The organism is Phycisphaeraceae bacterium, from assembly GCA_019636795.1.
GTDB lineage: Bacteria > Planctomycetota > Phycisphaerae > Phycisphaerales > UBA1924 > JAHBWW01.
Genome location: JAHBWW010000002.1, coordinates 324098 through 347899 on the forward strand (window position 1 = coordinate 324098; position 23802 = coordinate 347899).

22 protein-coding genes are annotated in these 23802 nt (G+C 61.4%); 10 read left to right on the top strand and 12 right to left on the bottom strand.

The features are described 5' to 3' along the window. Window positions 1-361: 361 nt before the first annotated feature. Window positions 362-2032, top strand: coding sequence for a hypothetical protein (locus tag KF757_04585; protein MBX3322248.1), 1671 nt, complete (start codon window positions 362-364; stop codon window positions 2030-2032). Between the two features lie 996 nt (window positions 2033-3028). Continuing rightward, window positions 3029-3631 carry a hypothetical protein gene (locus KF757_04590; protein MBX3322249.1) on the top strand — a complete coding sequence of 201 codons (603 nt, stop codon included), beginning with the start codon at window positions 3029-3031 and terminating at the stop codon, window positions 3629-3631. 280 nt (window positions 3632-3911) lie between these two features. Here the strand turns inward: KF757_04590 and KF757_04595 are convergent, their stop codons facing one another. Beyond that, on the bottom strand, window positions 3912-4322 hold the full coding sequence (locus KF757_04595; GenBank protein MBX3322250.1) for a hypothetical protein: 411 nt from the start codon (window positions 4320-4322) through the stop codon (window positions 3912-3914). A gap of 100 nt (window positions 4323-4422) precedes the next feature. Between KF757_04595 and KF757_04600 the strand changes: the two genes are divergently transcribed. The 4 genes from KF757_04600 (at window position 4423) to KF757_04615 (ending at window position 7802) form a co-directional block, all read left to right on the top strand. Continuing rightward, on the top strand, window positions 4423-4836 hold the full coding sequence (locus KF757_04600; protein ID MBX3322251.1) for a TIR domain-containing protein: 414 nt from the start codon (window positions 4423-4425) through the stop codon (window positions 4834-4836). Between the two features lie 28 nt (window positions 4837-4864). After that, window positions 4865-5254, top strand: a complete 390-nt coding sequence (locus tag KF757_04605; GenBank protein MBX3322252.1) for a TIR domain-containing protein — start codon at window positions 4865-4867, stop codon at window positions 5252-5254. 6 nt (window positions 5255-5260) lie between these two features. Beyond that, entirely contained in the window at window positions 5261-6220 is a 960-nt protein-coding gene (locus tag KF757_04610) for a caspase family protein (protein MBX3322253.1), read from the top strand. Between the two features lie 613 nt (window positions 6221-6833). Next, the gene (locus tag KF757_04615) at window positions 6834-7802 is read left to right on the top strand and encodes a hypothetical protein (protein ID MBX3322254.1); all 969 of its coding nucleotides are present in this window, start codon (window positions 6834-6836) and stop codon (window positions 7800-7802) included. Window positions 7803-7984: 182 nt separating this feature from the next. Here KF757_04615 and KF757_04620 read toward each other — a convergent pair whose 3' ends face one another. Continuing rightward, window positions 7985-8914, bottom strand: coding sequence for an MBL fold metallo-hydrolase (locus tag KF757_04620; protein ID MBX3322255.1), 930 nt, complete (start codon window positions 8912-8914; stop codon window positions 7985-7987). Between the two features lie 103 nt (window positions 8915-9017). Here KF757_04620 and cls point away from each other — a divergent pair, with 103 nt between their 5' ends. Then, window positions 9018-10475 carry a cardiolipin synthase gene (gene cls, locus KF757_04625; protein MBX3322256.1) on the top strand — a complete coding sequence of 486 codons (1458 nt, stop codon included), beginning with the start codon at window positions 9018-9020 and terminating at the stop codon, window positions 10473-10475. Here cls and KF757_04630 read toward each other — a convergent pair. From KF757_04630 to KF757_04640, 3 genes are read right to left on the bottom strand one after another with little or no spacing between them, the layout of a single operon-like run. After that, the gene (locus KF757_04630) at window positions 10472-10918 is read right to left on the bottom strand and encodes a hypothetical protein (protein MBX3322257.1); all 447 of its coding nucleotides are present in this window, start codon (window positions 10916-10918) and stop codon (window positions 10472-10474) included. The two genes, cls and KF757_04630, sit on opposite strands and share 4 nt — an antisense overlap. Before the next feature lie 39 nt (window positions 10919-10957). Beyond that, window positions 10958-11728: a glycosyltransferase family 2 protein gene (locus KF757_04635; GenBank protein MBX3322258.1), complete on the bottom strand. Its 771-nt coding sequence runs from the start codon at window positions 11726-11728 to the stop codon at window positions 10958-10960. Between the two features lie 3 nt (window positions 11729-11731). Beyond that, entirely contained in the window at window positions 11732-12784 is a 1053-nt protein-coding gene (locus KF757_04640) for an A/G-specific adenine glycosylase (protein MBX3322259.1), read from the bottom strand. 135 nt (window positions 12785-12919) lie between these two features. On the opposite strand from KF757_04640, the gene cdaA reads away from it, so the two are divergent. Continuing rightward, window positions 12920-13810, top strand: coding sequence for a diadenylate cyclase CdaA (gene cdaA, locus KF757_04645; protein ID MBX3322260.1), 891 nt, complete (start codon window positions 12920-12922; stop codon window positions 13808-13810). Then, complete coding sequence (locus KF757_04650) at window positions 13807-14838, top strand: hypothetical protein (GenBank protein ID MBX3322261.1); 1032 nt, start codon at window positions 13807-13809, stop codon at window positions 14836-14838. Before cdaA ends, KF757_04650 begins: the two co-directional genes overlap by 4 nt. Window positions 14839-15005: 167 nt before the next feature. On the opposite strand, the gene KF757_04655 is transcribed toward KF757_04650, so the two are convergent. The 6 genes from KF757_04655 to KF757_04680 all read right to left on the bottom strand — a co-directional run bounded on the left by KF757_04655 (window position 15006) and on the right by KF757_04680 (window position 21531). Further along, complete coding sequence (locus tag KF757_04655) at window positions 15006-15680, bottom strand: uracil-DNA glycosylase (protein MBX3322262.1); 675 nt, start codon at window positions 15678-15680, stop codon at window positions 15006-15008. Window positions 15681-15776: 96 nt separating this feature from the next. Beyond that, window positions 15777-16070 (bottom strand): hypothetical protein, encoded by a 294-nt coding sequence (locus KF757_04660; protein MBX3322263.1) that lies wholly within the window; start codon window positions 16068-16070, stop codon window positions 15777-15779. 17 nt (window positions 16071-16087) lie between these two features. After that, window positions 16088-16279 (bottom strand): hypothetical protein, encoded by a 192-nt coding sequence (locus KF757_04665; GenBank protein ID MBX3322264.1) that lies wholly within the window; start codon window positions 16277-16279, stop codon window positions 16088-16090. A gap of 16 nt (window positions 16280-16295) precedes the next feature. Further along, entirely contained in the window at window positions 16296-17321 is a 1026-nt protein-coding gene (locus KF757_04670; protein ID MBX3322265.1) for an SDR family NAD(P)-dependent oxidoreductase, read from the bottom strand. Between the two features lie 131 nt (window positions 17322-17452). Further along, window positions 17453-20026: a hypothetical protein gene (locus KF757_04675; protein ID MBX3322266.1), complete on the bottom strand. Its 2574-nt coding sequence runs from the start codon at window positions 20024-20026 to the stop codon at window positions 17453-17455. Window positions 20027-20361: 335 nt separating this feature from the next. After that, window positions 20362-21531 (bottom strand): Gfo/Idh/MocA family oxidoreductase, encoded by a 1170-nt coding sequence (locus KF757_04680; protein MBX3322267.1) that lies wholly within the window; start codon window positions 21529-21531, stop codon window positions 20362-20364. Between the two features lie 403 nt (window positions 21532-21934). On the opposite strand from KF757_04680, the gene KF757_04685 reads away from it, so the two are divergent. Next, a complete protein-coding gene (locus tag KF757_04685; protein ID MBX3322268.1) occupies window positions 21935-22483 on the top strand; it encodes a DUF4304 domain-containing protein in 549 nt (182 codons plus the stop codon). A gap of 295 nt (window positions 22484-22778) precedes the next feature. Here KF757_04685 and KF757_04690 read toward each other — a convergent pair whose 3' ends face one another. Beyond that, window positions 22779-23774 (bottom strand): sugar phosphate isomerase/epimerase, encoded by a 996-nt coding sequence (locus KF757_04690; protein ID MBX3322269.1) that lies wholly within the window; start codon window positions 23772-23774, stop codon window positions 22779-22781. Between the last annotated feature and the right edge of the window lie 28 nt (window positions 23775-23802).

The window sequence follows — 23802 nt, forward strand, 5'->3', positions numbered from 1 at the left end:
TCAAATTAGGTCGTGAGGTGACTATGCATTATCTGCATCAGATTGCTGCAGTGATTGTTTTTCTTATCGGGTTATCGTTTACGATAGAAGTGATATCTGATGCACTCAGCATTGGCCGCCATCGCCACCGGGAGCGATAGCATTTCTCACCAAAACGATGTTATGCAGGATTATTGGTTCGCAGGATGGTGCCATTCTTTTCATGTCTTATTCGTTGCGAGAGTGTTATGATTTGGGACGTTCTACTAGTCTTGGGTCTTGTTCAGATATTCGTCGGTAAGATATATTTGTTTTGTGTCGGAGCTTCCGGTCGCAAACTTGCACTTCGCGATGGCAACCCAAAGCGTGACAGTCGTGAGCATTGAGCCGCCTCACGGACGCCCAGCGTGGCGTGGTGGCGTCGGGCAGCATCACGACGCCGAACTGGATCGAGCAGTGGGACCTGGGCGTGACCGGCACCTGGAACGGGCACCGCCTCGACCTCGACGGCGACAGCGACTACTCCGAACCTGACGAGATCGACGCGAGCAACACCTTCACGCTGGCCAACGCCTGGCTCCAGCGCGACATCGCGGGCAAGAGCAAGATCGACCTCGCCCACGACCCCGTCGGTAACCTAACAAACGACGGCCAGCACTACAAGTATGTCTACGACCCCTTCGGCAGGCTGCGGATGGTGCTCGATCAGAGCGATGACCTCGTGGCCGAATACCGCTACAACGGCCTGAATCAACGCATCACCGCCCACTTCGACACCAACCTCGACACCGTCGTGGACGGCGACGATGTGGTGAGTCACTTCGCCTACGACGCCCGCTGGCGGATCGTCGCGCGGTACGAAGATGCGAACAGCGACCCAACGGAGCAGTTTGTGTTTCACAACGCGGGCCTTGCTTCGACCGGGTCGGGCAGTTATATTGATGCGGTGATGCTCCGCGACCGCGACACGACCGCCAACGGCACGCTCGACGAGCGCGTCTACTACCTCCACAACTGGCGCAGCGACATCGTCGCCCTCATCTCGCACGCGGGGAGCCAGATCGAGCAGGTCCGGTATGAGCCGTATGGCACGCCGTTCTGTCTGCCTGCGGGTGATATTGATTCCAACGGCGACTTCGACGCGAGCGACGTGGCGGCGATGACCGGAAGTTATGATGTCCGCAAGGATGTTACAATGGACGGCACGATCGACTACGACGACGTGTACGCCGCGGCTAGCATCGCGGGCAGCTACCAATACCTCGGCCGGGGCGTGCTGTCGTCGCCAGCGATTCAAAGCCGTAAGGGGTATGCGGGGTATGAGAACCTGGCTGAACTCGAAGGCAGCGGGGTGAAGTGGGATGTCAGGAATCGGGTGTTGTTAAGCGACATCGGCTCGTGGAACCGGCGCGACCCGCTGGGGTACGGGCATCAGGGGCGCTTCCACCGGGGGTCCGGTGCTCCACTCTCGCTCGGCAGCGCTTGGCCCCAGACAGCCGAGTGCACGGGCGGAACGGGTGTGCAGTCCAGTTCGCCAACTACCCATTGCGATGTGTTGTGCACAGTGATGTGTGACAGCCGCCCAATAAGTGGCGGTGTCACCATGTGCTACGGGCCCCACAGTTTGAGATGCCTATGCAGAGAGAACCTTGGGCGCCTCGAAGAGCCTTTGGATCAAGGTGGCTGTTTTCAACAGCAGTTTGAATCGTGCATAGAGTCTCATGAAGACATTCACATAGGCGACATAGACTGCTCTCACAATCCGCCGGGTAACATTCTTGGTCCAGGTCATCTCCCGTGGCGGGATGCCGCTTGTGGTCGCTCTTGTTCAGAGTGCGATGCCTACACCTCGCATGAGACCTGCATGGAGAACATTGACTGCAGCGTCGCACGCTGCGGCTCCGAGGACCAGTCGCAAAACTGCGTTCGCCTCAAGGATGGCTATATTTGGGGTGTCAGAAGGGCCCGTGAACACTGGTGCGACAGGTGCGACCTCTGTCGTAGCCAAGTTCAACCGAAGGATGCGGAGGGGGGTATTAAAAGTGGGTCATGACCCTTAAAAGTTATCATCACGCATGATGATGCGACAGGCCAATCCTTATCCTCCTGTATAAGTTGTCAGTCGAATTGTACCAATTCATTAAGAACTTATGGCGTAACGGAGGCCTAGTGATCCTAAGAGCGCGAAGTCTTCTGGCAATCATCGTCCTCGCCAACCTACTTGCGATTGGAGCCAGCCTACTTGCTTCCATTCTGCGTTCTACTGAGCCTCCAGCGGTATCACGATCTCAGCAATTTCTCTTGCCGCTGACGGAGTGGCCGTGGCAGGAAGATCGTAGCCTGGGTCGGCATCAGGTCCACGTCAACAGTTGGGCGAGCCATGTCCATTGGGCTTCTCCGGGAGATCACTTTTTAATTGTCGCACTTAGCTATATGCGCTCACCTACGCATGCGACTCCAGCCGACGCTCGGGAACTGCCTAGGTGGGTTCGTCATCGCAACCTACAGTCATCACTATTTTCAGACGATCGAGGGCCGCTCTATTGGCGAGAAGACGGATTTGGCTTCCCTTTTGTATCACTGTCATGCACCTGGGTTGGGTTCGCACATCAAGGGGAGTTACAGTTGATTGACGGCCAGAAGATCCGCGTGGGGGAACAATTTGCTGTCATTCCTACGCGCATCATCTGGACTGGGGTAATTTGCAACGGACTTTCCTATGTGGCATTGTGTTGCGGTCCGCCTGTATTGTGCATGTTCGGCAGGCAATGGCTGCGCCGTCGTCAGTCACGGTGTTTGCATTGTGGCTACAACTTGCGAACTGCTTCGAACAAGTTGAATCAATGTCCAGAATGTGGTATGTTGACCCGGGATGATGTGACGGATAGTAGAGGCAATGATTCTGCGTCAGAGGAGTGGTAACATTGATATGAAGTGGTGGGGTGGCATCTGTGAGCAGGCCGTTGTCAAGCCCCAGTGGTTGATTTTCTTCACTGATCCATGCCGTCTTTCCCCCTCGCGAAGCAAGGTGTTCTTGTGGAGTTCGATCTTGCCGGGCCCAGCCCTTCCGCTTTTCCCCGTCGGCAACATGACCGACGACGGCCAGCACTATGAATATGTCTACGACCCCTTCGGCCGGCTGCGCAAGGTCGTCGAGCGCGGCAGCAGTCCGGCGGTGCTCGTGGCCGAGTACCGCTACAACGGCCTGAACTTCCGCATCGGCCAGCACACCGACCTCACCGACGACGGCACCAACGATCTGCCCGACGGCGTGGTCGATGCCGATGACCCGTGGTTCTGGTTCTGTTATGACGAACACTGGCGGATCGTTGCGACCTTCCGATCAGACGACGAACATCCGAAGGAAGTGTTCATCCATCACAACGCGGGCCTTGACGGGGTTGGTGGAAGTTCGTATATTGACAGCATCATCATGCGTGATCGCGACGCCAACACGGTGTGGTTCGAGGAGGCGGATTCGACCCGCGAAGAACGCTCCGCCTCCAGGTACAGGCCGTCAACCCGCCCCGACCAGCCGAGAGGGCCCTCCAGACCCCACCAAGGCCTTTTCGGCCTTGCCCAGCGTTTCGAAGAGGGTTCCTCTCGGAGACGCAAGCCGAGAGCGCGGCCGCCAACGCCATCCCGCGTTTGACCCCGGAATCTCCGTCGTTTCCGCCACCCAGCCCCGACGCTGGAAACCGGCCGGGCCGTAAAGCAAAACCGGCCCACTTTCGCGAGCCGGTCAGAAGCTCGGCCTGATCGGGCTGTGACGAGAACCCCGGGGGTTCGCGTCGCCCTCTCGGTTGAACCTCTCGAACTCTCTCCGACACTCGGTTAGCGCCTCCGCCGATTTGACGCGAGGTGCCGATCAGGGGTGAACAGGGATCGGGACCCTCCCGAAACGGAGAACATTCCGAGGTTGGGATGCTCCGTCATTGAACAGCGGCATCCGCTGGCGGGGTGCCCCCTGCGAGCAGCGTCTGCACCGAGGGCCAGCGATAGGTCCAGATCTTGTCATCCGCACGGGAGTGCTTCGGGCGAGTTGGCGTTCCGATCCGAGTGCCCGAGAGAAGGAAGTACCGCCGCCCGAGCCTCTGTGCCGCTTGTACCTCCGTCGCAACCCCGGTCGCCTGATGCGTTTGTTCACCACACAGTACGATCACGAAGTCCGATTCCCTGATCAGTCGCTCAGCCTCCAGCACCCAACGCTCCGGAACAGCTCGGCTGATGGAGTTATCGATGAACTCCCAGGGGCAGTCGGGGCGCCGTGACTCGGCGACCAGGTTCTGCTTGACTCCGAGGTCGTCGTAGTCGAACGCGATGTACACCTTCTTCTTGGCCATTGGGACACTCCGTGAAAACACGTTCTCCGCATGTATAGTAGTGCGAGTTCTGTCCGCCCAGCGCCCAATTGGGCTCACGTCTCGATTTTGTCGAGGGTCCATGCCCACGTTTTGCACCTATTGCGTGTTCGTCTCTCACTGTTGGGAGTTCAACGCCAACTGCCACACCCTGGTTGACTGGTTCGACGACGAGCCTCGCTTCGACTGGAAGAACTTCAGTGTGTCGGATGAAGCCCCGATGTGTGAGGGCAAGAACTTCGAGAAGCGGCTCCGCAAGCGCCTCGGCGCTGCCGACATCATGGTCGTGATCGTCGGCATGGAGATCGCCCATCGACGCTGGATGGCATGGGAGATCAAGTGGTCTCGCATCCGAAGCATCCCGATCTTGGACGTCATGCCTAATGGTGCAGAGCGTGTGCCCAAGGTCGTGCTTGACTCCGGCTGCCCGATTGTCCGGTGGCGGCGTGATTCGGTGATCACCGCCATCCGCCAATTTGCACGCGACCAGCGATAGAATCGCCCCACAGACTTCGGAGGCTCGCATGGCCAAGAAACGCGCGTTCATCAGCTTCGACTACGACCACGATGAGGGGGCGAAACTCATGCTCGCCGGGCAAGCCAAGCATCCGGACACGCCGTTTGACTTCACGGATGGTTCCGTCAAAGACCATCTCACCGGCGACTGGAAGGAGAAGGTCCGTCGCCGCATGGACTACATCGATGTCGTGATCGTCTTGTGTGGCCAGTACACGCATCTCGCCAACGGCGTCGCGGCCGAGTTGAGTATCGCACGCGAGAAAGGCAAACCCTACTTCCTGCTTGCGGCCTACTCGAACAAGAACTGCACCAAGCCGACCACGGCGCAGCCCGGCGACAAGGTGTACAACTGGACATGGGACAACCTCAAAGCCCTCATAGGCGGGGCGAGGTAATCCGCCATGCGACGTGCGTTGTGCGTGGGCATCGATTTGTACTCGGTCGGCGCGCTCAAGGGGTGCGTAGCCGACGCCGAGTCGATGGCCAATGTGCTGCGCAAACACGATGATGGTTCCCCGAACTTCGAATGCCGCCTGTTGGTAGCCCCGAACAGCGGTAAGGGAGACGCTGTCACGAGATCAACACTCAAACAGGCGATCGATGAGTTGTTTCAGGGATCACCGGATGTTGCGATGCTGCACTTCTCGGGGCATGGAACGTACAACAACCTCGACGGCTATTTGGTCACGCAGGACAACAAGCAGTATGACGAGGGCGTAGCAATGAGCGACGTCCTCAAGCTCGCGAATGACTCGAAAGCCGGTGAAGTCGTCATCTTCCTCGATTGCTGCTTCAGCGGGAGCCTTGGGAGCGTCCCCGCAATCGACAACGCCAAGGCGCTGCTCCGCGAGGGAGTCTCGATCCTGACCGCGAGCCGCAGCGATCAGGTTTCGGTCGAGTCGGCGGGAAACGGTCTGTTCACGTCCCTCGTGGTCGATGCGCTGTCGGGTGGCGCGATGGACCTGTTGGGTGAAGTCACCGCCCCGAACATCTACAACTTTGTCGAAACGGCGCTCGGTGCGTGGGATCAGCGTCCGCTGTTCAAATCGCACGTCGCAAAACTCTTGCCGCTGCGCCGGTGCAAGCCGCCGATCGATACGGCGATTCTCAGAGAGTTGCCCGCGCTGTTTCCCGTACCCGCCGAGGATCTGCCGCTCTGCCCTGAGTGCGAGGCGACTTGCGAGAAGAAGGATGACGAGAAGCACAAAATGTTCTGCAAGCTGCAGGCCCTCAACCGGGTCCATCTGGTCGTCCCCGTCGGTGTGGACCACATGTACGACGCCGCGATGCAGTCAAAGGCGTGTCGATTGACCGCCGCAGGGCGCTACTACTGGCGGCTCGCCCGCGACAACCGTCTGTGATGGTGAAGCCCGTCTCTGGTTGAAGCACGGTTCCGATCGCCTGGCCCCCGCACCCCCCGGCTCGGCGGGCCTGCGCGGGCGAGACCCTCGCGCTCTCTGGGTCTGGGTTAACAGGTTTGCGGGCAATGGGTGCTCTTGTCTGCAGCTTCGATTTTGGATGTGTTTGGAGCAGATCGGCCCATGCCAGTGGCGGTGAGGCCAATCGCAGCGAGATCGCAGAGTGCGGGCTGCTGGACAGATGAGCGTCGGCGATGCCTCGTTCCCTTTGCGTCTTCGCGGCGATGATAGATCCGAATCAGATGTGATGGCCTATTCATCGTGGGTCTCAGGACTTCGCGGCATCCAGATTCACGCGAAGCCTGCCATCGCCGCTTGACTCATTCAGAACCGTTGCTGCAAGGATGTTTCAGCCATGAGCATCTGAATCCGGACGGACGTGACATCGGTCAACCTCAGGCAGCAGCCCACCACAATCTGCCGACACGCAGGCCTCTCCCCTCTCATTCAAGCGATTGTTACTCTCAGGCAGAAAAACCAACTTTAACCAGCAAATTCTCAGCATTTTTCGCGCATTTGCAAACACTGCATCTTATGCAGCCTTTATAATACACATATGAACCTCACAGCCTCGAAATCCAACTCACCTGATAACGTCCACTATCTCCGATCCGCCATCACGCAATTCGAAAATGAAGCCGCGATCTGCGACAAAGCCGCATCGAGTATCGAACCGCAGAATGCACTTCTTTCTTCTGCCCGATCAGCAGCACAGTCTGACCGCGGTGAGTATCTGTTTGCAACGATTCGTGAACTCTACACGCGAGATTTGCTGCCTGGGTCTGTAGTCACACACCTGACGTGCCAGACGTTCCAAGACATGATTGATCGCAATGAGCGACAACGGCCATGCCGGCGATGGGGCGGGACAGAGTTTAATTTCACCTTCAACATGCCCGAAGATTCAGCCTGCTGGGCGTTGTTTGAGGCAGGTGTGGCAGCGTCTCGTTCGTTGATGCTCGATCACTCAGATTGCAGTCTGGGTATTGTCGAGTATGAGCCAGATGTCGATGGGTACTGGTTGTGCGACGGAGAAAGGATGCCCGATGGCTGGGATCCGACTCTCCTCTTGATCGAAATAAGTGAGACCTTGCCCGCCGAAACACTTCCCCCTGAAGAGCAACCGAAAGTGGATTTCCGATTCAAACGCTCGTCGCGAATCACCACAGGCCGCGGATTCAGTGCAGAAAAATGGCGCATACGCGAGGCTCGGCGATGCCAAGTCCGAGCGGCTGTGTGCAGATGGGTCGCCCAAGAGTTGAAGCAGTTTCAGATATTGCTGGGTGATGAAGGAGTCACCACACACTGGCACTCAGTGTGCCAAGCCGCCAGCCTCCTCAGGAGAGACATTCCGTCTCTCTCCGAGAAAAAGGCCAGAGCTCGTGTATCGATCAATGCTCAGCGCCGCAAGTTTTTCACCAATGGAAAGCACCGTCAGAAGCTACGGATTGAACCATTCTCCTTTGATTCATGGCGGCTCGCTCAACGAGACAAAGAACTAGATAAGGAAGACTCGAACCTCTGACCGCGCGGTGTTCTTGCGCGGTGCAGACCGCGCCCACACCGCGCTTCGCCCGCAAATTGGCCTTAGCAGACGCAAAGCCCGCATCACTTGCAATCCGCAAGTAGCGTCCATATCGTCGATTACGCGTTTCGAGGTTGAAGCCTGGGGCGTTCCCAAGCTGAATGTCGTCGGTTCGATTCCGATCACCCGCTTTCGAGTTCGCTCAAGACACCCACTACGTCCCCCGCTGCAACGTCCAGCACTCGATCTCGCGATGCGCGCTTGAGCAACCTCTCCATCGGCTCCGACGCCGGCTCATCCGACAACTCAAACGTCGAGTGATGAATCGGCAGCAACCGCCTGGCCCCCATGCCCATCGCCATATCCCACACTTCCTCAGGCGTCGCGTGCATGTGATTCCAAGGCTCATACGCCCCGATGCCGAACGCCGCCACATCGACCGCACCAAGCGTCTCGAAGATATCCGTCGCTGCTGTATCGCCCGCAAACAGCAGCCGAAGATCGCCCGATTCAATCAAGTAACTGCTCACGCCGCGCCGACGGTCCAGCACCGTGCGCGCGCCCCAGTGCCGCGGCTCGACCGCCGTGATCGTCGCATCCTGCACACGAAACGACCGCCCCGGTGCCAGCGTCACCACGCGAGCAAACCCCGGCGGCACCAGCCCTTCGCACCCCGGCGGCACAATCACCAGCGTCGTCGAACACGCAATCTGCATCAGCGTCGGCTTGTCGAGATGATCAAAATGCGCATGTGTCAGCAGCACCAGATCAAGCCCTCGCAGCGATGCTGCGTCCGCTGGCGCAGGCTGCAACCGCGCCGGGCCCACAATGCGCGACCCGATCTTCATCCCGATCCGCCGACTCAGCACCGGATCGACCGCCAGCGTCAGCCCCTCAAGATGCGCCGCAACCCCCGCGTGCCCGAGCCACGCAAGCCCGAGCGCGTGCGAGCGCATCGCCAGCAGATCCAGATCACCCGCTGCATGTTCGCCCCGCGAGCCCTCAAGAAACGATGACACCAGAACCGACGGATACCGCCTCAGACCCGAGCGAACCGCCCGAACCGATCGCCGAAGCCTCGCCACCGCCGATTGCTGGGGATCTGAAGTCATCAAGTGTGAATTACCATGTATCGCGACTGCACGGCGCAGCCCGCGGCGTCCTTGAATCGTATCCTGTGGCATGCACGATGCGAACACCTGACCAGGAGAGTGCATGGATTGGTTGAAATTCATCTTCGCAGCACTACCCGTCATCCTGCACTGGAGCATCGTCCTAGGCCTCGGAACCCGGATCATTCTCTCGCGACGAGATATCGGCACCTCCCTCGCATGGCTTACGCTGGTCGCCATCTTTCCGTTCATCGGCGCCGGGCTTTATCTCCTCATCGGCGAACTCTGGCTCGCGCGATCGCGCGTTCGCCGCACCATCATCGCCGGCCAGCAATTCGACACGCAAGTAAAGGATCTTCTCCCCCATGAGACCGAACTCTGGTCCCACGAACTCGATGTCGATCGAACCCTCAACGCCTACGCCACCCGCGGCTTGGGCATTCCGACTCTCCAAGGCAACCGCATCACGCTCTTCTCTAAAGCCCACGCAACCTTCGACGCTATGGTCCGCGATATCGACAATGCCACACACACCTGCCACCTGCTTTTCTACATCTGGTGCCCCGGCGGCAAAGCCGACCACATCATCGAGGCTCTCATCCGCGCTCGCTCGCGCGGCGTGACGTGCATCGTCCTGCTCGACGCTGTTGGCAGTCGTCCATTTCTAAACAGCCCGCACGCGCAGACCCTCCGCAACGCCGGAGTCGAAGTCGCCGCCGCACTGCCCGTCGGAAGGTTGCGATCGATCCTCGAACGCATCGACCTGCGCAATCACCGCAAGATCGTCGCCATTGACGGCCGAGTGGCCTACTGCGGCAGCCTCAACCTCGCCGACCCCGCATTTTTCAAGCAAAACGCCAAAGTCGGTGAATGGATCGACATCATGGCCCGCGTCGAAGGACCGGCCGCTCGCATGCTCGATCTCACCATCCTCCACGACTGGTACGTCGAAACGGGCCGACTCGAACTGCCACGCGATGAACCTATTGACTGGAAGGAAATTGAAGGCAAAGGATCTCCACTTTCTGTTATCTCCTCAGGCCCCGGACAGTGGCCACGGGCAACGCAGGACATGATCCTCGCAATGCTCTACGGCGCACGCAAGGAAATCATCATCACCACGCCGTACTTCGTCCCCGGCGACATCATGATGAACGCTCTCATCACCGCCGCACGCTGTGGCGTGAATGTCCGCATCGTGCTCCCCGCCAAAGTCGATTCAAAACTGGTCCGATACGCCAGCCGAGCCTACTTCGACGATCTGCTCCAGGAAGGTATCGAAGTCCTGCTCTTTCGCAGCGGTCTCCTGCACGCCAAGACCGTCACGGTCGATCGATCCGTAGCCCTGCTTGGTTCGGCCAACATGGACCGCCGAAGTTTCTCGGTCAACTTCGAGACCAGCATGTTTATCTACGACGACGCCGTCACCGAGCGCATCCGCGATCTCCAACTCGAGTACATCGCCGATGCCGATTCCATCGATGCTGCCATCTGGTCCCGTCGACACACAGGCGTGCGCCTCGTCGAGAATGCTGCTCAGCTGCTTTCCCCGTTGCTCTAGCCCCGCCCGCCGCGTTCATGCCTGACCGTCCCGCCGATCACCATCACCGCCCCGAACAGCATCAGATCCTTAATCAGATACTGCCCCTCCGGCGTCGGGACCAGCGGCACACGCTCAAAGCACACATCGCTCTTGAGCACCAACGCCAGCAACGTCCCAGGCAACCGAATCGCCAGCAGCAGAATCGAAACACGCACTGTCCGTTCCCACACCAGCGTCAGCCCGATCGCAACCTCCCACCACCCCAGAATCGGAACCATCACCTCCGGCGACCCGAAGTACACCGTGTGCGCCAGCAGCGACGAACCCGTTGAATACCCAAACTGCTTCAGCAGACCAAGCCAGATAAAAAACAACGCCAGCGTGTACCGATGCAGCGGATGCCCAAGATGGTGCATCTTCGCGCTGATAGAGCGGTCGAGAGAATCAAGCTTCGGGTGCATGAGCGCAGCATATCGCCCCGCCCCACGCCACGCCCCCGCTCACCCGAACAAGTTGTACCGCGCAATGCACCACAACGCCCGCACGCCGTCACGCCACCCGATCTTCTTTCCTTCCGCATACGTCCGCCCAGCATAACTCACCGGCACTTCATACAACCTGATCGCAGCCGTCGCCCCGCGCCCCTCACCTGCCGCACCCGTCCCAACCGGCAGCCGCATTCGCGCCAGCCTCGCGACCATCTCAGGCTCAATCCCGAAGCGATCCTCCTGCAACTCCAGCCGCTCAAGCACCGCGCGCCGAAACACTTTCGTCCCGCACTCGATATCCGAAAGGTTCAGATTGCTGAGCATGTTGCTCGCCAGCGTGATCACCCGATTGGCAACCGAGTGCCAGAAATACAGCACCCGATGCGTCTGCCCCAGAAACCGCGTCCCGATCACCGCATCCGCACGCCCATCGAAAATTGGACTCAGCACCGCCTGATGATCGGCCGGGTCATATTCCAGATCCGCATCCTGCACCAGCACCACATCCGCGCCCATCTCCAGCGCCGCCTTGAACCCACGCCGCAACGCCGAACCCTTCCCCCGGTTCTCCCGGCTCGAAAGACTCGTGATGTCCTCGCGCATGCCCAGTTCGGCAATCACCGTCTCCGTCCCATCCGTCGAACCATCATCAACCAGAATCACATGCCGCGTCGCCAGCATGCCATCAGGCAGCATCGGCCTTTGCGTCCGGTCGAGCCGCTCGATAAGCCTCGGCAGGAACTCCCGCTCGTTGTACACCGGAATGACCACCGCCACAAGCATGCCTCAGCACTGTACCGCGCCCGCACGCCCCATGCCTATCAACACGATACGGCTCTGCACATTCCCCATCGCCAACTCCGCCCTCTCAGATGCCGCCACCCACCTGCGCCCCTCCGTCGCCCGCAGCCCCACCGCTCGATACACACGCACCTCGATCGCCCGGTGTGTCGTCTGATGGCTCACACGCCCCGCCGCCTCAATCGCTCGACACGGCACCAGCCCCCGCACCTCGGCCGCCCTGGGCATCCGATCCTCGCGCTCCACCGTCGGCACCTGCCACATCGACGCAAACAATCCCTTCGCAGGCCTCTGTTCAAGCATCACCCGCCCGCGCCCATCAACCCCCACCACAGCCGCCCAATATAGCGGCCTCCTTTCCGCCCTCACCCGCGCTATGGGAATCTGACTCGTCGTCCCCTGCGCCCGCGACACACACAACTCGCGCAGCGGACACTCACCGCACCTCGGCCCACGCGGCACACACACCGTCGCCCCCAGTTCCATCAGCCCCTCATTGAACACGCCCGGCTTCCGCGCCACCGCCACCAGCTCGCCCGCCCGCGCCCAATCCTCCTTGCCCTCGCGCGCAACGCCATCGACTCGCTGCAGCACACGCGACACATTCCCATCCACAATCGCCTCGCGCCCGCCAAAGACAATCGAAGCCACCGCCCCCGCCGTGTACCGCCCAACCCCAGGCAACGTGCGCAGAACCACCGCCTCCCGCGGCACAACCCCGCCGAACCGAGCCACGATCTCTTTCGCCGCCTCGTGCAGCCTACGCGCACGCGAGTAATACCCCAGCCCCGACCACACCGCACGCACGTCATCCTCCCGAGCCCGCGCCAACGCCTCGACCGTCGGAAACCGCTCCAGAAACGGCTCAAAATGCTCCAACACCCGCGACACCTGCGTCTGCTGAAGCATGAACTCGCTCACCAGCGACCGATACGCATCACGCACCCCAGCGCTCGATTCCTCACGCCAAGGCAGCACACGGCCATTGGCCCCGAACCACACCTCGACCGCACGCACTATCGCCGCATCACGCTCCACACCCCAGCGTAGTCCCCCGCATCCGGTGGCGAGCCGGCGCTAAACCGGCCGATAGACTCTTGTGCGCGAATGTCCGACGCCTCGGCGTCGGTGCGCCTCGATCTTCCGCTCTGTAGGCCCCAAGGACCCCTCAGCGTGCTCACCCGTCTCACAGACCTGCTCGACCGCCTCGAGAGTTACCCCATCTGGGAGGTGCTCGCCGAACTCATCGTCATTTGGCTCGTCGTCTACGCCATCGTCCGCTTCCTCCGCGGAACCCGCGCCGTCGGAGCCCTCAAGGGCATGTTCATGGTCCTGCTCATCGGGACTCTCGTCACCCGCATCCTCGGCGGAGGTGGCGACACTTTCTCACGCCTCACATACCTCTACGACCGCGCCATCGCATTCGCCGCCATCGCGCTCATCGTCATCTTCCAACCCGAACTTCGCCGAGGTCTCATGCGCCTCGGCGAAGCTCCACTCTTCCGCACCGCACGCAATCAGAAATCTCACGTCGTCGAATCCGTCGCCTCGGCCTGCGAATACCTCGCCAAAGCCCGATTCGGTGCCATCATCGTCATCGAACGACATGTGGGACTGCGCGGCTTGACCGAAGGCGGTACCCCGCTCGACGCCGAACTCTCTGATCGCCTCCTCCGCACCATCTTCTTCCCAGGCTCAGCGCTCCACGATCTGGCCGTCGTCATTCGTGGCGGACGCGTCGCAGCCGCAGGCGTCCAGCTCCCGCTCGCCGAACCCAACGAAATGCCCGACCCTCAACTCGGTTCGCGACACCGCGCCGCCGTCGGCGTCAGCAAAGAAACCGACTCCATCGTCGTCATCGTCAGCGAAGAATCCGGCCAGATTCGCATCGCCGAACGTGGCACCCTCTCCCCACCCATCGCCGCCGCCGCTCTGCCCGCCGATCTCACCGCACGCCTCGGCCGCACGCCCCAGATCGTCGAACACACCGACGACACGCACGCCGACGATGCCTCGTCCGCCGGCGTCGCACGCTCTACACGCCGTAAGGAGGCCGAAGCATGATCGCCCAGGCACGAACCGCAATCATCGTCACAATCGTGACACTCCTCGTATGGGTCCTCGCCGAAGGACAGACGCTCCGCGTCACTGTCGCAGCTGCCGAACTCACTCTCGACGCCGGTTCGGCAAGTCGCGTCGTGCGATGGGATCCCGCCGAACGTTTCTCAGGCCGCGTCGAACTTCGCTTCAGCGGCTCGGCACGCCGAATCGACGAAATCTCCCGACGCATCCGCAGCCCCATCGCGCTCGCCGCCGGCACCGAGTTCGCCGCTGGCTCAGGCGTTCAGGTCGTCGACCTGCGCGAAGCGCTGCGCCGCACAGACATCTTCCAGGCCGCCGGCGCTGCGCTGCTCGATGTCGAGCCTCGCCTCGTCCGCATCGAAGTTGACGAGCTCGTCCCGATCGACATCCCCGTACGCATCACCATCGAAGGCGCAGCTGTCGAAGGCGAACCTCGCGCCGAGCCTGAACTCATCCGATACGAAGTCCCCGCCGCCGCCCTCGCCGCAATCAACCGCGACGATCTCTTTGCCACTGTCCGCCTGACCGAAGCCGAAGTCTCGGGCCTCCCCGCCGGCACTCAGTCACGCCTTCCAAACTTGCGTATCACGCTCAGCCCGGCAATGAACAATTTCTGGTCTCGCACCGGAGGCCGCAACACCGTCGATGTCACACTCACCCTCCGTTCACGTCTGACCACCCTCGTCCTCCCCACAGTGCCCGTCCACGTTCAGGCAGCCCCCGCCGAAATGCTGCGCTTCGACGTCATGATCGCAGAGGATGATCTCTTCATCGCCGATGTCACTCTGCGCGGACCGGCCGCACTCATCGAACGCATCAACAACGATCCCGCCCTGCGCCCCGTGGCCGTCGTCTCGCTCGGATTCGAAGAACTCGAACGTGGCATCGACTCCAAAGCCGCCGTCCTGCGCATGCCCCCAGGATTCGAAGCCGTCGAAGCCCGCGCCGAAAACCTCATCGTCGGCCTGACCATCACCCGCCGCGAACGCCCAACTCCCACTGACGAATAGCCCCCAACTCCAGATGCAAAACCCGGCACCCAGCGATAGTCGCCGAGTACCGGGCCTCGTGGGGTCAAACTGTGCAGCACAATCCGCAGGCAAGAAATGCCGCGGCTCTCAGATGAATCCTGTTCGTCGCCACTCGCTCCACGGATCCACTCCAATTCACCCGATTCTCACCCCTCGCGCACAAGCCCAAGCCTCGCCATCACCATCTTCAGGTCCGACCACACCTTCCCACGATTCTCAGGCGTCGGCGAACGCAGCAAGTACGCCGGGTGGTACGTCGGCATCACAGGAATCGCCGAGCACGCGCCCGCATCCTCCAGCACCCAAAGCCGCGGCACAAACTCGGACCACCGCCCACGCAGGTCACGCATCGCATCCGTCACGCCCAGCAGAAGGTGCGTAGCCGGCAGTCCCAGAGTCACAATGGCCTCGGGCGAAACAATCCTGATCTGCTCGTGCAAATACGGCGCCGACCGCAGCGCCTGCTCCGGCGTCGGCGTCGCGTTGTTGCGAGGCCGCACCTTCAGCACGTTCGCAATGTACACCTCTTCACGCGCCAGCCCCATCGCCACAATCATCTTGTCGAGCAGCTGCCCCGCAGGCCCCACAAAAGGCCTGCCAAGCCGGTCCTCCTCAGCCCCCGGTGCCTCACCCACAAACATCACCCGCGCACACGGATTCCCCTCGCCAAACACCACGCAATGATGGTCGGTGTCGAAATCCCGGTGAGGCTCATCCGCAATGTACCGCTCGCGCAGCAACGCAAGCCTGCGTTCACGCTCGCCCGCCTCAGAATCCGCAACCACATTCTTCGTAACCTGCAGGCCGTTCGATCTGGACACACCCCGACGCACCGACTCCACACCAAGAAGGGACAGGACCAACGCGTCCTGACGTGTCAAGCGTTGAGCAGCATTCGGATCCATCGCTCCGACAGGTTAGCCCGCCGAATCGCCATCCGCCGCACCGGGTGAGTCCGGGTCGCCCCCGTCGCCATTGCCCCGGTCGTCGATCATCTCGCCCGGCCGCTCTTCCCATTCCCGACCAAGCCCGTTCGACGCATCCGAATTGCGAGGAGTCATCCCAGAGGTATGACCCGCGTGGCCCGTCGCAACACTCGGACGATTCAGCGTCTCGGGCAGGAACACCGCCGCGCTGGCACCGATGATCGTCCCGATCACCAAACCGGGAACAAACGACTTCAAAAATGACCCATCTGTCTTTGCCATCATGTCTACCTCGTTGCCGCTCAGAATCGACGCATGTGGGCCACCCATCGGCAGTACTCGCCCAGAACCTTCAGCATTCGCCCCTTGGAAATCGCTGGCCCATGCCCGAACGCCGTCTCACGCCGCCACGCCCAATACGGCGACTTCCGCCCCCGCCTCGTCCCAAGCGTCATCATACAAACCACCTGCAGCATGCCGAGTGCAGTTTTCATGAAACCTGCATCCTCATCAATCCGCACGCCCCATACCCGAGTACGCGCCGCGGAACCAATCCAGAGTTTCGCCAATCCCCTGTTCAAGGGTCGTGACCGGCGAATAATCCAGCAATGTGCGCGCCTTCGTGATGTCGGCCTGGGAATGCAACACATCCCCGTGACGCGCAGGCTCAAACGTCGGCGTCAGGTGTGGCACGTCCGCCGCCGCCGCCATCAACTTCGCCAGATCCGCAACCGACACGCGCCGACCTGTCCCGATATTGATCGACGCGCCTCTCAACTTCCGCGAACTCGTGGCCGCGAGCAAATTCGCCAGCACCGCGTTCGAGACATATGTGAAATCGCGCGTCTGGGTGCCATCTCCATAGATCAGTGGCTTATTGCCAGCCAGCAGCGCGTGCGCAAACGCCGCAACAACTCCCGCATACGCACTATCGGCCGACTGCCTCGGCCCAAACACGTTGAAGTACCGCAAGTTCACCGTCTCAAGATCATACGAGCGCGCCCACGACGCCACCAGCGCCTCAGCCGCTGCTTTCGACGCCCCATACGGTGACGACGGATCGGCAGGCATGCTCTCAACCTTCGGCAGCCCCTCGCCCTCGCCATAAATCGACGACGACGCCGAGAACACCACACGCCCCACTCCGCACGCCCGCGCGCGCTCAAGCACGCGCAACGTCCCCGTCGCGTTCACGTCCCATGTCCGCGCCGGCTGCTCGATCGACCGGGGCACCGACCCGATCGCTGCCAGATGAAACACCGCATGCACGCCGGGCGACAACGCGTCGGCCAATGCCTTGTCATCCAGAATCGACCCATGCACAAATCGCACACGGTCCGGTTCGAGTTCGATCAACTCTGCCAGCGCATCGAGTGACGAGTTCGACAAGTCGTCAATCACGCTCACCGTCGCCCCGACCGACACCAGCGCATCGACCAGATGACTCCCGATGAACCCCGCCCCCCCCGTCACGCAAACCTCGCGCCCCTCAAAAGCAGCACGGCAACGGTCAACCTGATTCGAGGGCAGTTTCATGGGCAAGGATCCTAGTCGACGCCTCGGCAGGACGCAGGACGCTGCCGAATCAGCCTCAAGCAACCGGGCCTCCGGGCGGCATGCGCCCCGAGGCCCGGCAGTGTGCAAAACTCATTCCGCTCGTACAGACTTCAGCAGCCCTGGCTGACCAGCGCCAGATAAATCTGAATGTCGAAGAAGTCGAACACGCCATCGCCATTCAGGTCCGTCTGCGGGTCCTCTGCCGAGAACATGCCCAGGAACACCTGAACATCGAAGAAGTCGAGCACGCCGAACGGCGGCATCAGATCGATTGGGCACGGATTGACGCGCCGCAGCACCCCGGCCGGAATCACCTGCCGCGTTACGCCCGGCCCGCCGTACTCGACGATCAGACCCGCGCCGCCCCCGGCTTCAAAGAACTCGACACGGATCTCGTGCAGGCCCGGCTGAAGCGGCACAGTGCCCCAACGCTCCTGCATCCCATGCAGCCCGTCATTGTCCACGACCTGCACCCCGTCGATATACAGCGCCGATCCATCGTCCGAAGTTGTGTAGAACGTGTACACCCCGAGTTGTGGAACCTGAACAAACCCGCGATACAACGCGCCGACATTGTCCGCACGCCCCGAGCCCGCGAAGTTGCCATTCGTCGATGCATAGTTGATATTCGGCACAACTTCCGACGCATACGCAGTCAGAGCATCAAAGTTGGGAAGCACGCTCGGATTGCTCAGCACGTAGTACCCGGCATCAAGCCCCGCAAGTGGATTGAGCGGATGCACCGCAGGCAGGAAGATAGTCGGATCAAACACTGCAGCCGACACCACCGCATCCGCTGTGCGATTCTGCGAGTCGCGGATGGTGTATTCAAAAGAATCCGGCCCGGTGTATCCAGTCGGCGCGGTATACCGCAGCACATCACGACCACCCGGTCCGACGCCCACAAGCCGCTCGACTGTCCCGCCCTGGGCGGACACCGCATCGAACGTATCGATCAGAATCGTGTCGCCGTCGGTATGCCCGTCGTTGGCAAGAACATCGACGTCCGCTGCCGAACCGCCGAGGATGAAGTCGATCGCGTCGGGCTCGGTGTAAGGCCCATCCACTTCCGAAACCCGGAAACTTGCAATCCAGTTGTTCCACCCGCCCGCAGCCCCGTACTGCCCGATGACCCAGAACGTGCGATCATCGTTCGGATCCGTGCAGATGTCGTAGTAGTCGCCCCAGCGACCACCCGTATTGACCGAAGAAATGTGCAGTTGCGTCAACGCTCCCATCGTGCCCAGCGGATCGTTGGCCCTGCGCCCCGTCACATTCACCGAAATGCGAGTGCTCGAACTGCTCGCGCCCATCACCATGGCGACCTCGTTGAGGTTGTTCGAGAAAATCGCCGGGAAAAACGTGTGTACATCCCCGCCGGCGTTGACATTGCCCGACTGCACCAACGACACATTCCCGCTCGTGGGCCAGTTGTTCGTATTGACGTGATACCAGCGCGCCACAGTCTTCCCGCCCGAGCCGATGTTGTGCGTCGCGTACAAGTTCCCATTGCGCCACTGCGCATTGAAAATTCGTGAGTCGATCGTTTGCACGGCACTGGCCCCGACCGCTGGCGAATCCACCGGCCCCGAATACGACGGCACCGTCACCGTCGTTGACACCAGTTGGGGGTTCGTGAGCGGATTGGTGATCGCATGCACCCGCAGACTCGAACTGTTGTTGCCCGAGATGAAGAACGGTGCCGCGTTGCTTCCAAAGTGATGTGCTACCTGCACTGACGCTGCGTTTCCGTCTCGCATCGTGCTGAACACCACAGGCTGACCCGAAAGCATCGCCGTCTTGTCAAACACGCGGAAACCCACGCCGCCCCAACCGCCCTGGTTGAGCCCGAACAGGTTGCTCGTGACGTAGTACCCATCTTCGTCATATCCGAACCCCGGATAGTCCCACCAGTACGTCGTGCCTCCGACCTGAATCACCGCATTGGTCCGGTACTTGTACCACGTTCCCAGCGGGTTGTCGTCGTCTGACACCGCGATCGAGATCCACGCCTGCGTCGAGCCATACACCTCCGGCGCCACCACCACGAACCGCTGTGCGTAATGGTCGAAAAATACCTTCGGATCAAACGTAAAGCCACCCGCGCCCACCGGCTCAAAGAACCCCGGATTCCCCGTGTCATTCAGGGGCTGCTGAAACAGAAGCGTCCCCGTCTTCGAGTAGAACGCAATGTCCTGATTCACGGTCGTCACGATGTGGTGCGGCCCCACCGCGAGGTTCGGGTCTGGCGGCACCCACCCGGTCTGGCTGATGCCGGGCCAGTTCTGATCGACCACCGCGCGCCGCTCGCCATGCACCTCGCCAACCGGCAGCATGTTGGGGGCTTCATTGAGCGCGATCGAATGCCGCGAATGTTCCGGCAGCATCTCCCGGACACGCCGACCCGTACGCCCTTCGCCAGACTTGACGATCTGCTGGACGAACTTCGTCGTGTCGATGATCGATACCTCACCCACCCCGAACGCAACCGACGCTGTCGTCAGGTCCGCGATCTGATCGTCCAGAGGCGTCGGTGGCGGCACCGCTTCGACCGACTGAAACGGGCGAAGCATGGCTGGAACCAGCCCCCCGTCGCGTTCGGCGACCTGTTGCCGTTCGCAGGCTGTCAGTGTGACAAGACCAACCGTCAGGGCAAGCATGCCCGCACGAGACACATTCATCATGGACTCCCCTCAACGCGACTGTGCCCACACCATGCGGGCAGACTCTCAGACCAGCGACCTATCCGACACCCCCGGGCGTTTGGATCCCTGCTGGGCCTCATCCGGTGTGACTCTGGTCGTAGTATCGGTTCCGGCGGCGGTTTCTGCAAGTCGAAAACGGGAGAGAAACGGGTTTTGGCGCTCAAACGTGGTCGATCGAGCGTGATTGTGGGCCCGAACCCGGCACGAGCCGCCAGTTTTACCCAGTCGAGAGGATCGGCTAAGCCCATCAGTTCGGGTGCTGGTCTCTCGCAAGGCCGTCCTCTGCCGCGCGTCGGGTGATGGGCCCGGCGTGCTCAGTCGAACTTCACCCACGCTCCTCCCGCCCGGCCGCTCTCGATCACGCGCTCGATGAACCGCACGCCCCGGGCGCCATCGTGGACGCTCGGGAATTCGGTCGCGAGGCCCGTGGGGGTCTGGCTGGCACGCCGGGCGCGGATGGCCTCGATCGCACCGCGATAGATATTCGCGAATGCTTCGATAAAGGCTTCGGGGTGCCCGGGCGGCAACCGCGTCGCGTGTGCTGAAGCCGAGGTTTCGGGCCCGCCCGGCCTGATGATCTGCTTTGGCCCGCCGACGGGCGTGAGGATCAATGTGTTTGGCTCTTCCTGCCGCCACGCGATCGCGCCGTGCGAGCCATAGACGCGGATCGACAGGTTGTTCTCTTCGCCGAAGCAGACCTGCGAGCAGGTGAGGGTGCCTTTGGCGCCGCCCTTGAAGCGAAGGAGCACCGCGGCGTCATCGTCGAGTGCCCGGCCTTCGACGAAGGTCGAGACATCGGCGCAGAGCGATTCGATCTCGAGGCCGGTGATGGTGTGCGCGAGGTTCTCGGCGTGCGTGCCGATGTCGCCGACGCAGCCCGCGATGCCGGAGCGCGCGGGGTCGGTGCGCCACTCGGCCTGCTTCTGGCCGGAATCCTCGAGTTTGGCAGACAACCAGCCCTGGTGATACTCGACGAAGACCTTGCGTACATCGCCGATCGCGCCCGAGCGCACCAGGCTTGCTGCCTGCTTGACCATCGGGTAGCCGGAGTAGTTGTAGGTGACGGCGAAAACGACGTTGGACTTTTCGACCGCTGCGACAAGTGCCCCGGCTTCATCGCTCGACAGCACCATGGGTTTATCGAGCACGACGTGGATGCCGGCCTCGACAAACGCTCGCGCGACCGGGAAATGCACGTGATTGGGCGTGACGATCGAGACGAAGTCGATGCGCTGGTCGGGAGGCAGGGCCAGTTCGGCTTCGAGCATGGCCTGCCAGGTCGGGTAGACGCGCTCGAGGCCGAGATCGCGGCCCGACGCGATGGACTTGTCGGGCGTCGAGGAGAGAGCGCCCGCGACGAGAACAGCCTGGCCGTCGAGCGCGGCGGCCATGCGATGGACCGCGCCGATGAAGGCGTCGCGCCCACCGCCGACCATGGCGTAACGGAGGGGTTTGAACGTGGGGAGAGAAGATGATGTGACCATGACGCAGCCTCCGGTGTCGGGTCACGATATGCGCGACGGGGAGAGGGGGGCGAAGAATGGCGAGGCATCGACAGAACACGCGGAGTGCGATTTGATTGCAGTGGACTGCGACGCGCTGAAATGAACCCGTCCCCGCGTGACATGAGCACGCATGTTTCAACCTAAGATGATCGCCGCTGTAGCGGTCAGTATTGCCCTTCTTACGCGGACGAACCGAACGAGACGCACGCGAGCCGGAGAGCATCGTTAGGAGCAACGGGGGCACGGCAGGATTTGCTGATCAGGAGGTCATGTGTCAAAGTCGAAAGATCCACACCCCCATGTGTCGCCTTTCAACCGCGACGAAGATCCGCCTCAATCTGGCGAGTTGATCTTCAGAACGCCGAGGGGCTCCGAGATTCGCATGGGCGAAGTTTTCAACTTTGGCCCATCGGATTTTTCTGTTCCAGCGGGCACAGAGGACCCGGATGGTTGCTTCAAGGAAGTGCTGCATCGGACGCATGCTGTGCTCAAGCCTCGCGGCTTTCGAAAGACAGGGCAGAACTTCTATCGCACCAAGGGCCAGTCCACCCAGGTCGCCAACTTTCAGCGCAGTCAATGGCGACTGTCTCGCGAGCATCCGATCTCGTTTACGATCAATGTGCGTCTGATGCTGCCCGGGTTGTCAGCACCTGCGGGCACTGAGCGCCCTCAGTTTTCGCGTTGTGACCTCGACTTGCGTATCGGGCGACTTGACCCGGAACACGCTCGAGATATCTGGTGGGATCTGGGCAACAGAAGCGATGTCGAGGTGGTTTGGAAGGATGTGGAGCACCGCATATCCCGTGATGTGCTGCCGGTCTTCGATTCGGCGACCACGATCGAGGGCCTCGCACAGATTGCTCGCAACCACAGGCAGTATGTGTTCGTCGAGACTCGAAAGTGGTTCAGTCAGCGCGGGATCGAAGTCTGACGCCAGATGTTCGTAAACGCGCCATATTTGCGCGACAAGCCGGTGTCTGTTCGTATTTTTGCCCCGGCGCAGCGCTTCCCGATCATTGGGAAGCGCTCGCAACGTGCGCGGAAGTGCACCGGCATCAGCGGGAATGGCACACGAGGAAGCGGCACGCGCTGCCGCCCGCGCGGGATCGGCTCCCGGCGCGGCGGTGCTCGCTTGCGGGCTGCTGGTCTGGCCTTCCGCAGCGCGCGTGAGACATCTCCGAGGGCGGGTCGGGGGCATCGCGCAGGTGAAGTCGCCCGCGACGGGCTTACTCTTCGAACGCCGAGTCAAAGGCCCGCCTGCTCGGCTCGAAGTCGATCGAGCGCACGAACGCGGCCGCCTCGGTGCCGCCATGGACGCGGTCCATGCCCGAGTCTTCCCACTCGACGCTGAGCGGGCCGGTGTAGCCGATGCGGTTGAGGGCGCGGATGATGGATTCAAAGTCGATCTCGCCGCGGCCGGGGCTGCGGAAGTCCCACCCGCGCCGATGATCGCCGAACGAGAGGTGGCTGGCGAGGATCGAAGAGTCGCCATCGAGCGTGCGGGCGCCGTCCTTGATGTGGACGTGATAGATGCGGTCGTGGAAGGCGGCGATGAAGCGAGCCGGGTCCATGCCCTGCCAGATCAGATGGCTCGGGTCGAAGTTGAAACCGAATGCCGGCCTGTGCCCGATCGCATCGAGCGCGCGGCGGGTCGTGTGGATGTCGTACGCGATCTCGCTCGGGTGCACCTCGAGCGCGAAGCGCACGCCTGCTGCATCAAACCCATCGAGGATCGGGTTCCAGCGAGCGGCGAAATCATTGAAGCCCGCATCCACATCGGCCTGGCTCGTCGGCGGGAAGAAGTACAGCATGTGCCACACGCTCGAACCCGTGAAGCCGTTGACGACCTCGACCCCGAGTCTCGCCGCAGCACGGGCGGTATCGATCATTTCCTGTGCGCAGCGCTGGCGCACGTCCTCGGGGTCGCCGTCTTTCCACAACCGCTCGGGGAGGATCTGCTTGTGCCGCCTGTCGATCAGATCGCAGACGCACTGCCCGACGAGATGGTTTGAGATCGCAAAGCACCGGAGCCCGTGCTTCGCGAGAATATCGTGGCGGGACTTGCAATACGCATCGCTCGACAAGGCCTTGTCAACCTCGAAGTGGTCGCCCCAGCAGGCGAGTTCGAGGCCGTCGTAGCCCATCTCGGCTGCCATCTCGGCCATCTTCTCAAGCGGCAGGTCGGCCCACTGGCCGGTAAAGAGTGTCACGGGTCGTGGCATGGTCATGTCTCCGAATCTGGACTCAGAG

Coding starts and splice junctions, on each gene's coding strand:
- KF757_04690 (MBX3322269.1), bottom strand. CDS start 23,774: ATGCCACGACCCGTGACACTCTTTACCGGCCAGTGGGCCGACCTGCCG.
- KF757_04600 (MBX3322251.1), top strand. CDS start 4,423: ATGCCCACGTTTTGCACCTATTGCGTGTTCGTCTCTCACTGTTGGGAG.
- KF757_04670 (MBX3322265.1), bottom strand. CDS start 17,321: ATGAAACTGCCCTCGAATCAGGTTGACCGTTGCCGTGCTGCTTTTGAG.
- KF757_04665 (MBX3322264.1), bottom strand. CDS start 16,279: ATGAAAACTGCACTCGGCATGCTGCAGGTGGTTTGTATGATGACGCTT.
- KF757_04610 (MBX3322253.1), top strand. CDS start 5,261: ATGCGACGTGCGTTGTGCGTGGGCATCGATTTGTACTCGGTCGGCGCG.
- KF757_04630 (MBX3322257.1), bottom strand. CDS start 10,918: ATGCACCCGAAGCTTGATTCTCTCGACCGCTCTATCAGCGCGAAGATG.
- KF757_04650 (MBX3322261.1), top strand. CDS start 13,807: ATGATCGCCCAGGCACGAACCGCAATCATCGTCACAATCGTGACACTC.
- KF757_04675 (MBX3322266.1), bottom strand. CDS start 20,026: ATGATGAATGTGTCTCGTGCGGGCATGCTTGCCCTGACGGTTGGTCTT.
- KF757_04605 (MBX3322252.1), top strand. CDS start 4,865: ATGGCCAAGAAACGCGCGTTCATCAGCTTCGACTACGACCACGATGAG.
- KF757_04660 (MBX3322263.1), bottom strand. CDS start 16,070: ATGATGGCAAAGACAGATGGGTCATTTTTGAAGTCGTTTGTTCCCGGT.
- cls (MBX3322256.1), top strand. CDS start 9,018: ATGGATTGGTTGAAATTCATCTTCGCAGCACTACCCGTCATCCTGCAC.
- KF757_04615 (MBX3322254.1), top strand. CDS start 6,834: ATGAACCTCACAGCCTCGAAATCCAACTCACCTGATAACGTCCACTAT.
- KF757_04680 (MBX3322267.1), bottom strand. CDS start 21,531: ATGGTCACATCATCTTCTCTCCCCACGTTCAAACCCCTCCGTTACGCC.
- KF757_04635 (MBX3322258.1), bottom strand. CDS start 11,728: ATGCTTGTGGCGGTGGTCATTCCGGTGTACAACGAGCGGGAGTTCCTG.
- KF757_04685 (MBX3322268.1), top strand. CDS start 21,935: ATGGGCGAAGTTTTCAACTTTGGCCCATCGGATTTTTCTGTTCCAGCG.
- KF757_04620 (MBX3322255.1), bottom strand. CDS start 8,914: ATGACTTCAGATCCCCAGCAATCGGCGGTGGCGAGGCTTCGGCGATCG.
- KF757_04595 (MBX3322250.1), bottom strand. CDS start 4,322: ATGGCCAAGAAGAAGGTGTACATCGCGTTCGACTACGACGACCTCGGA.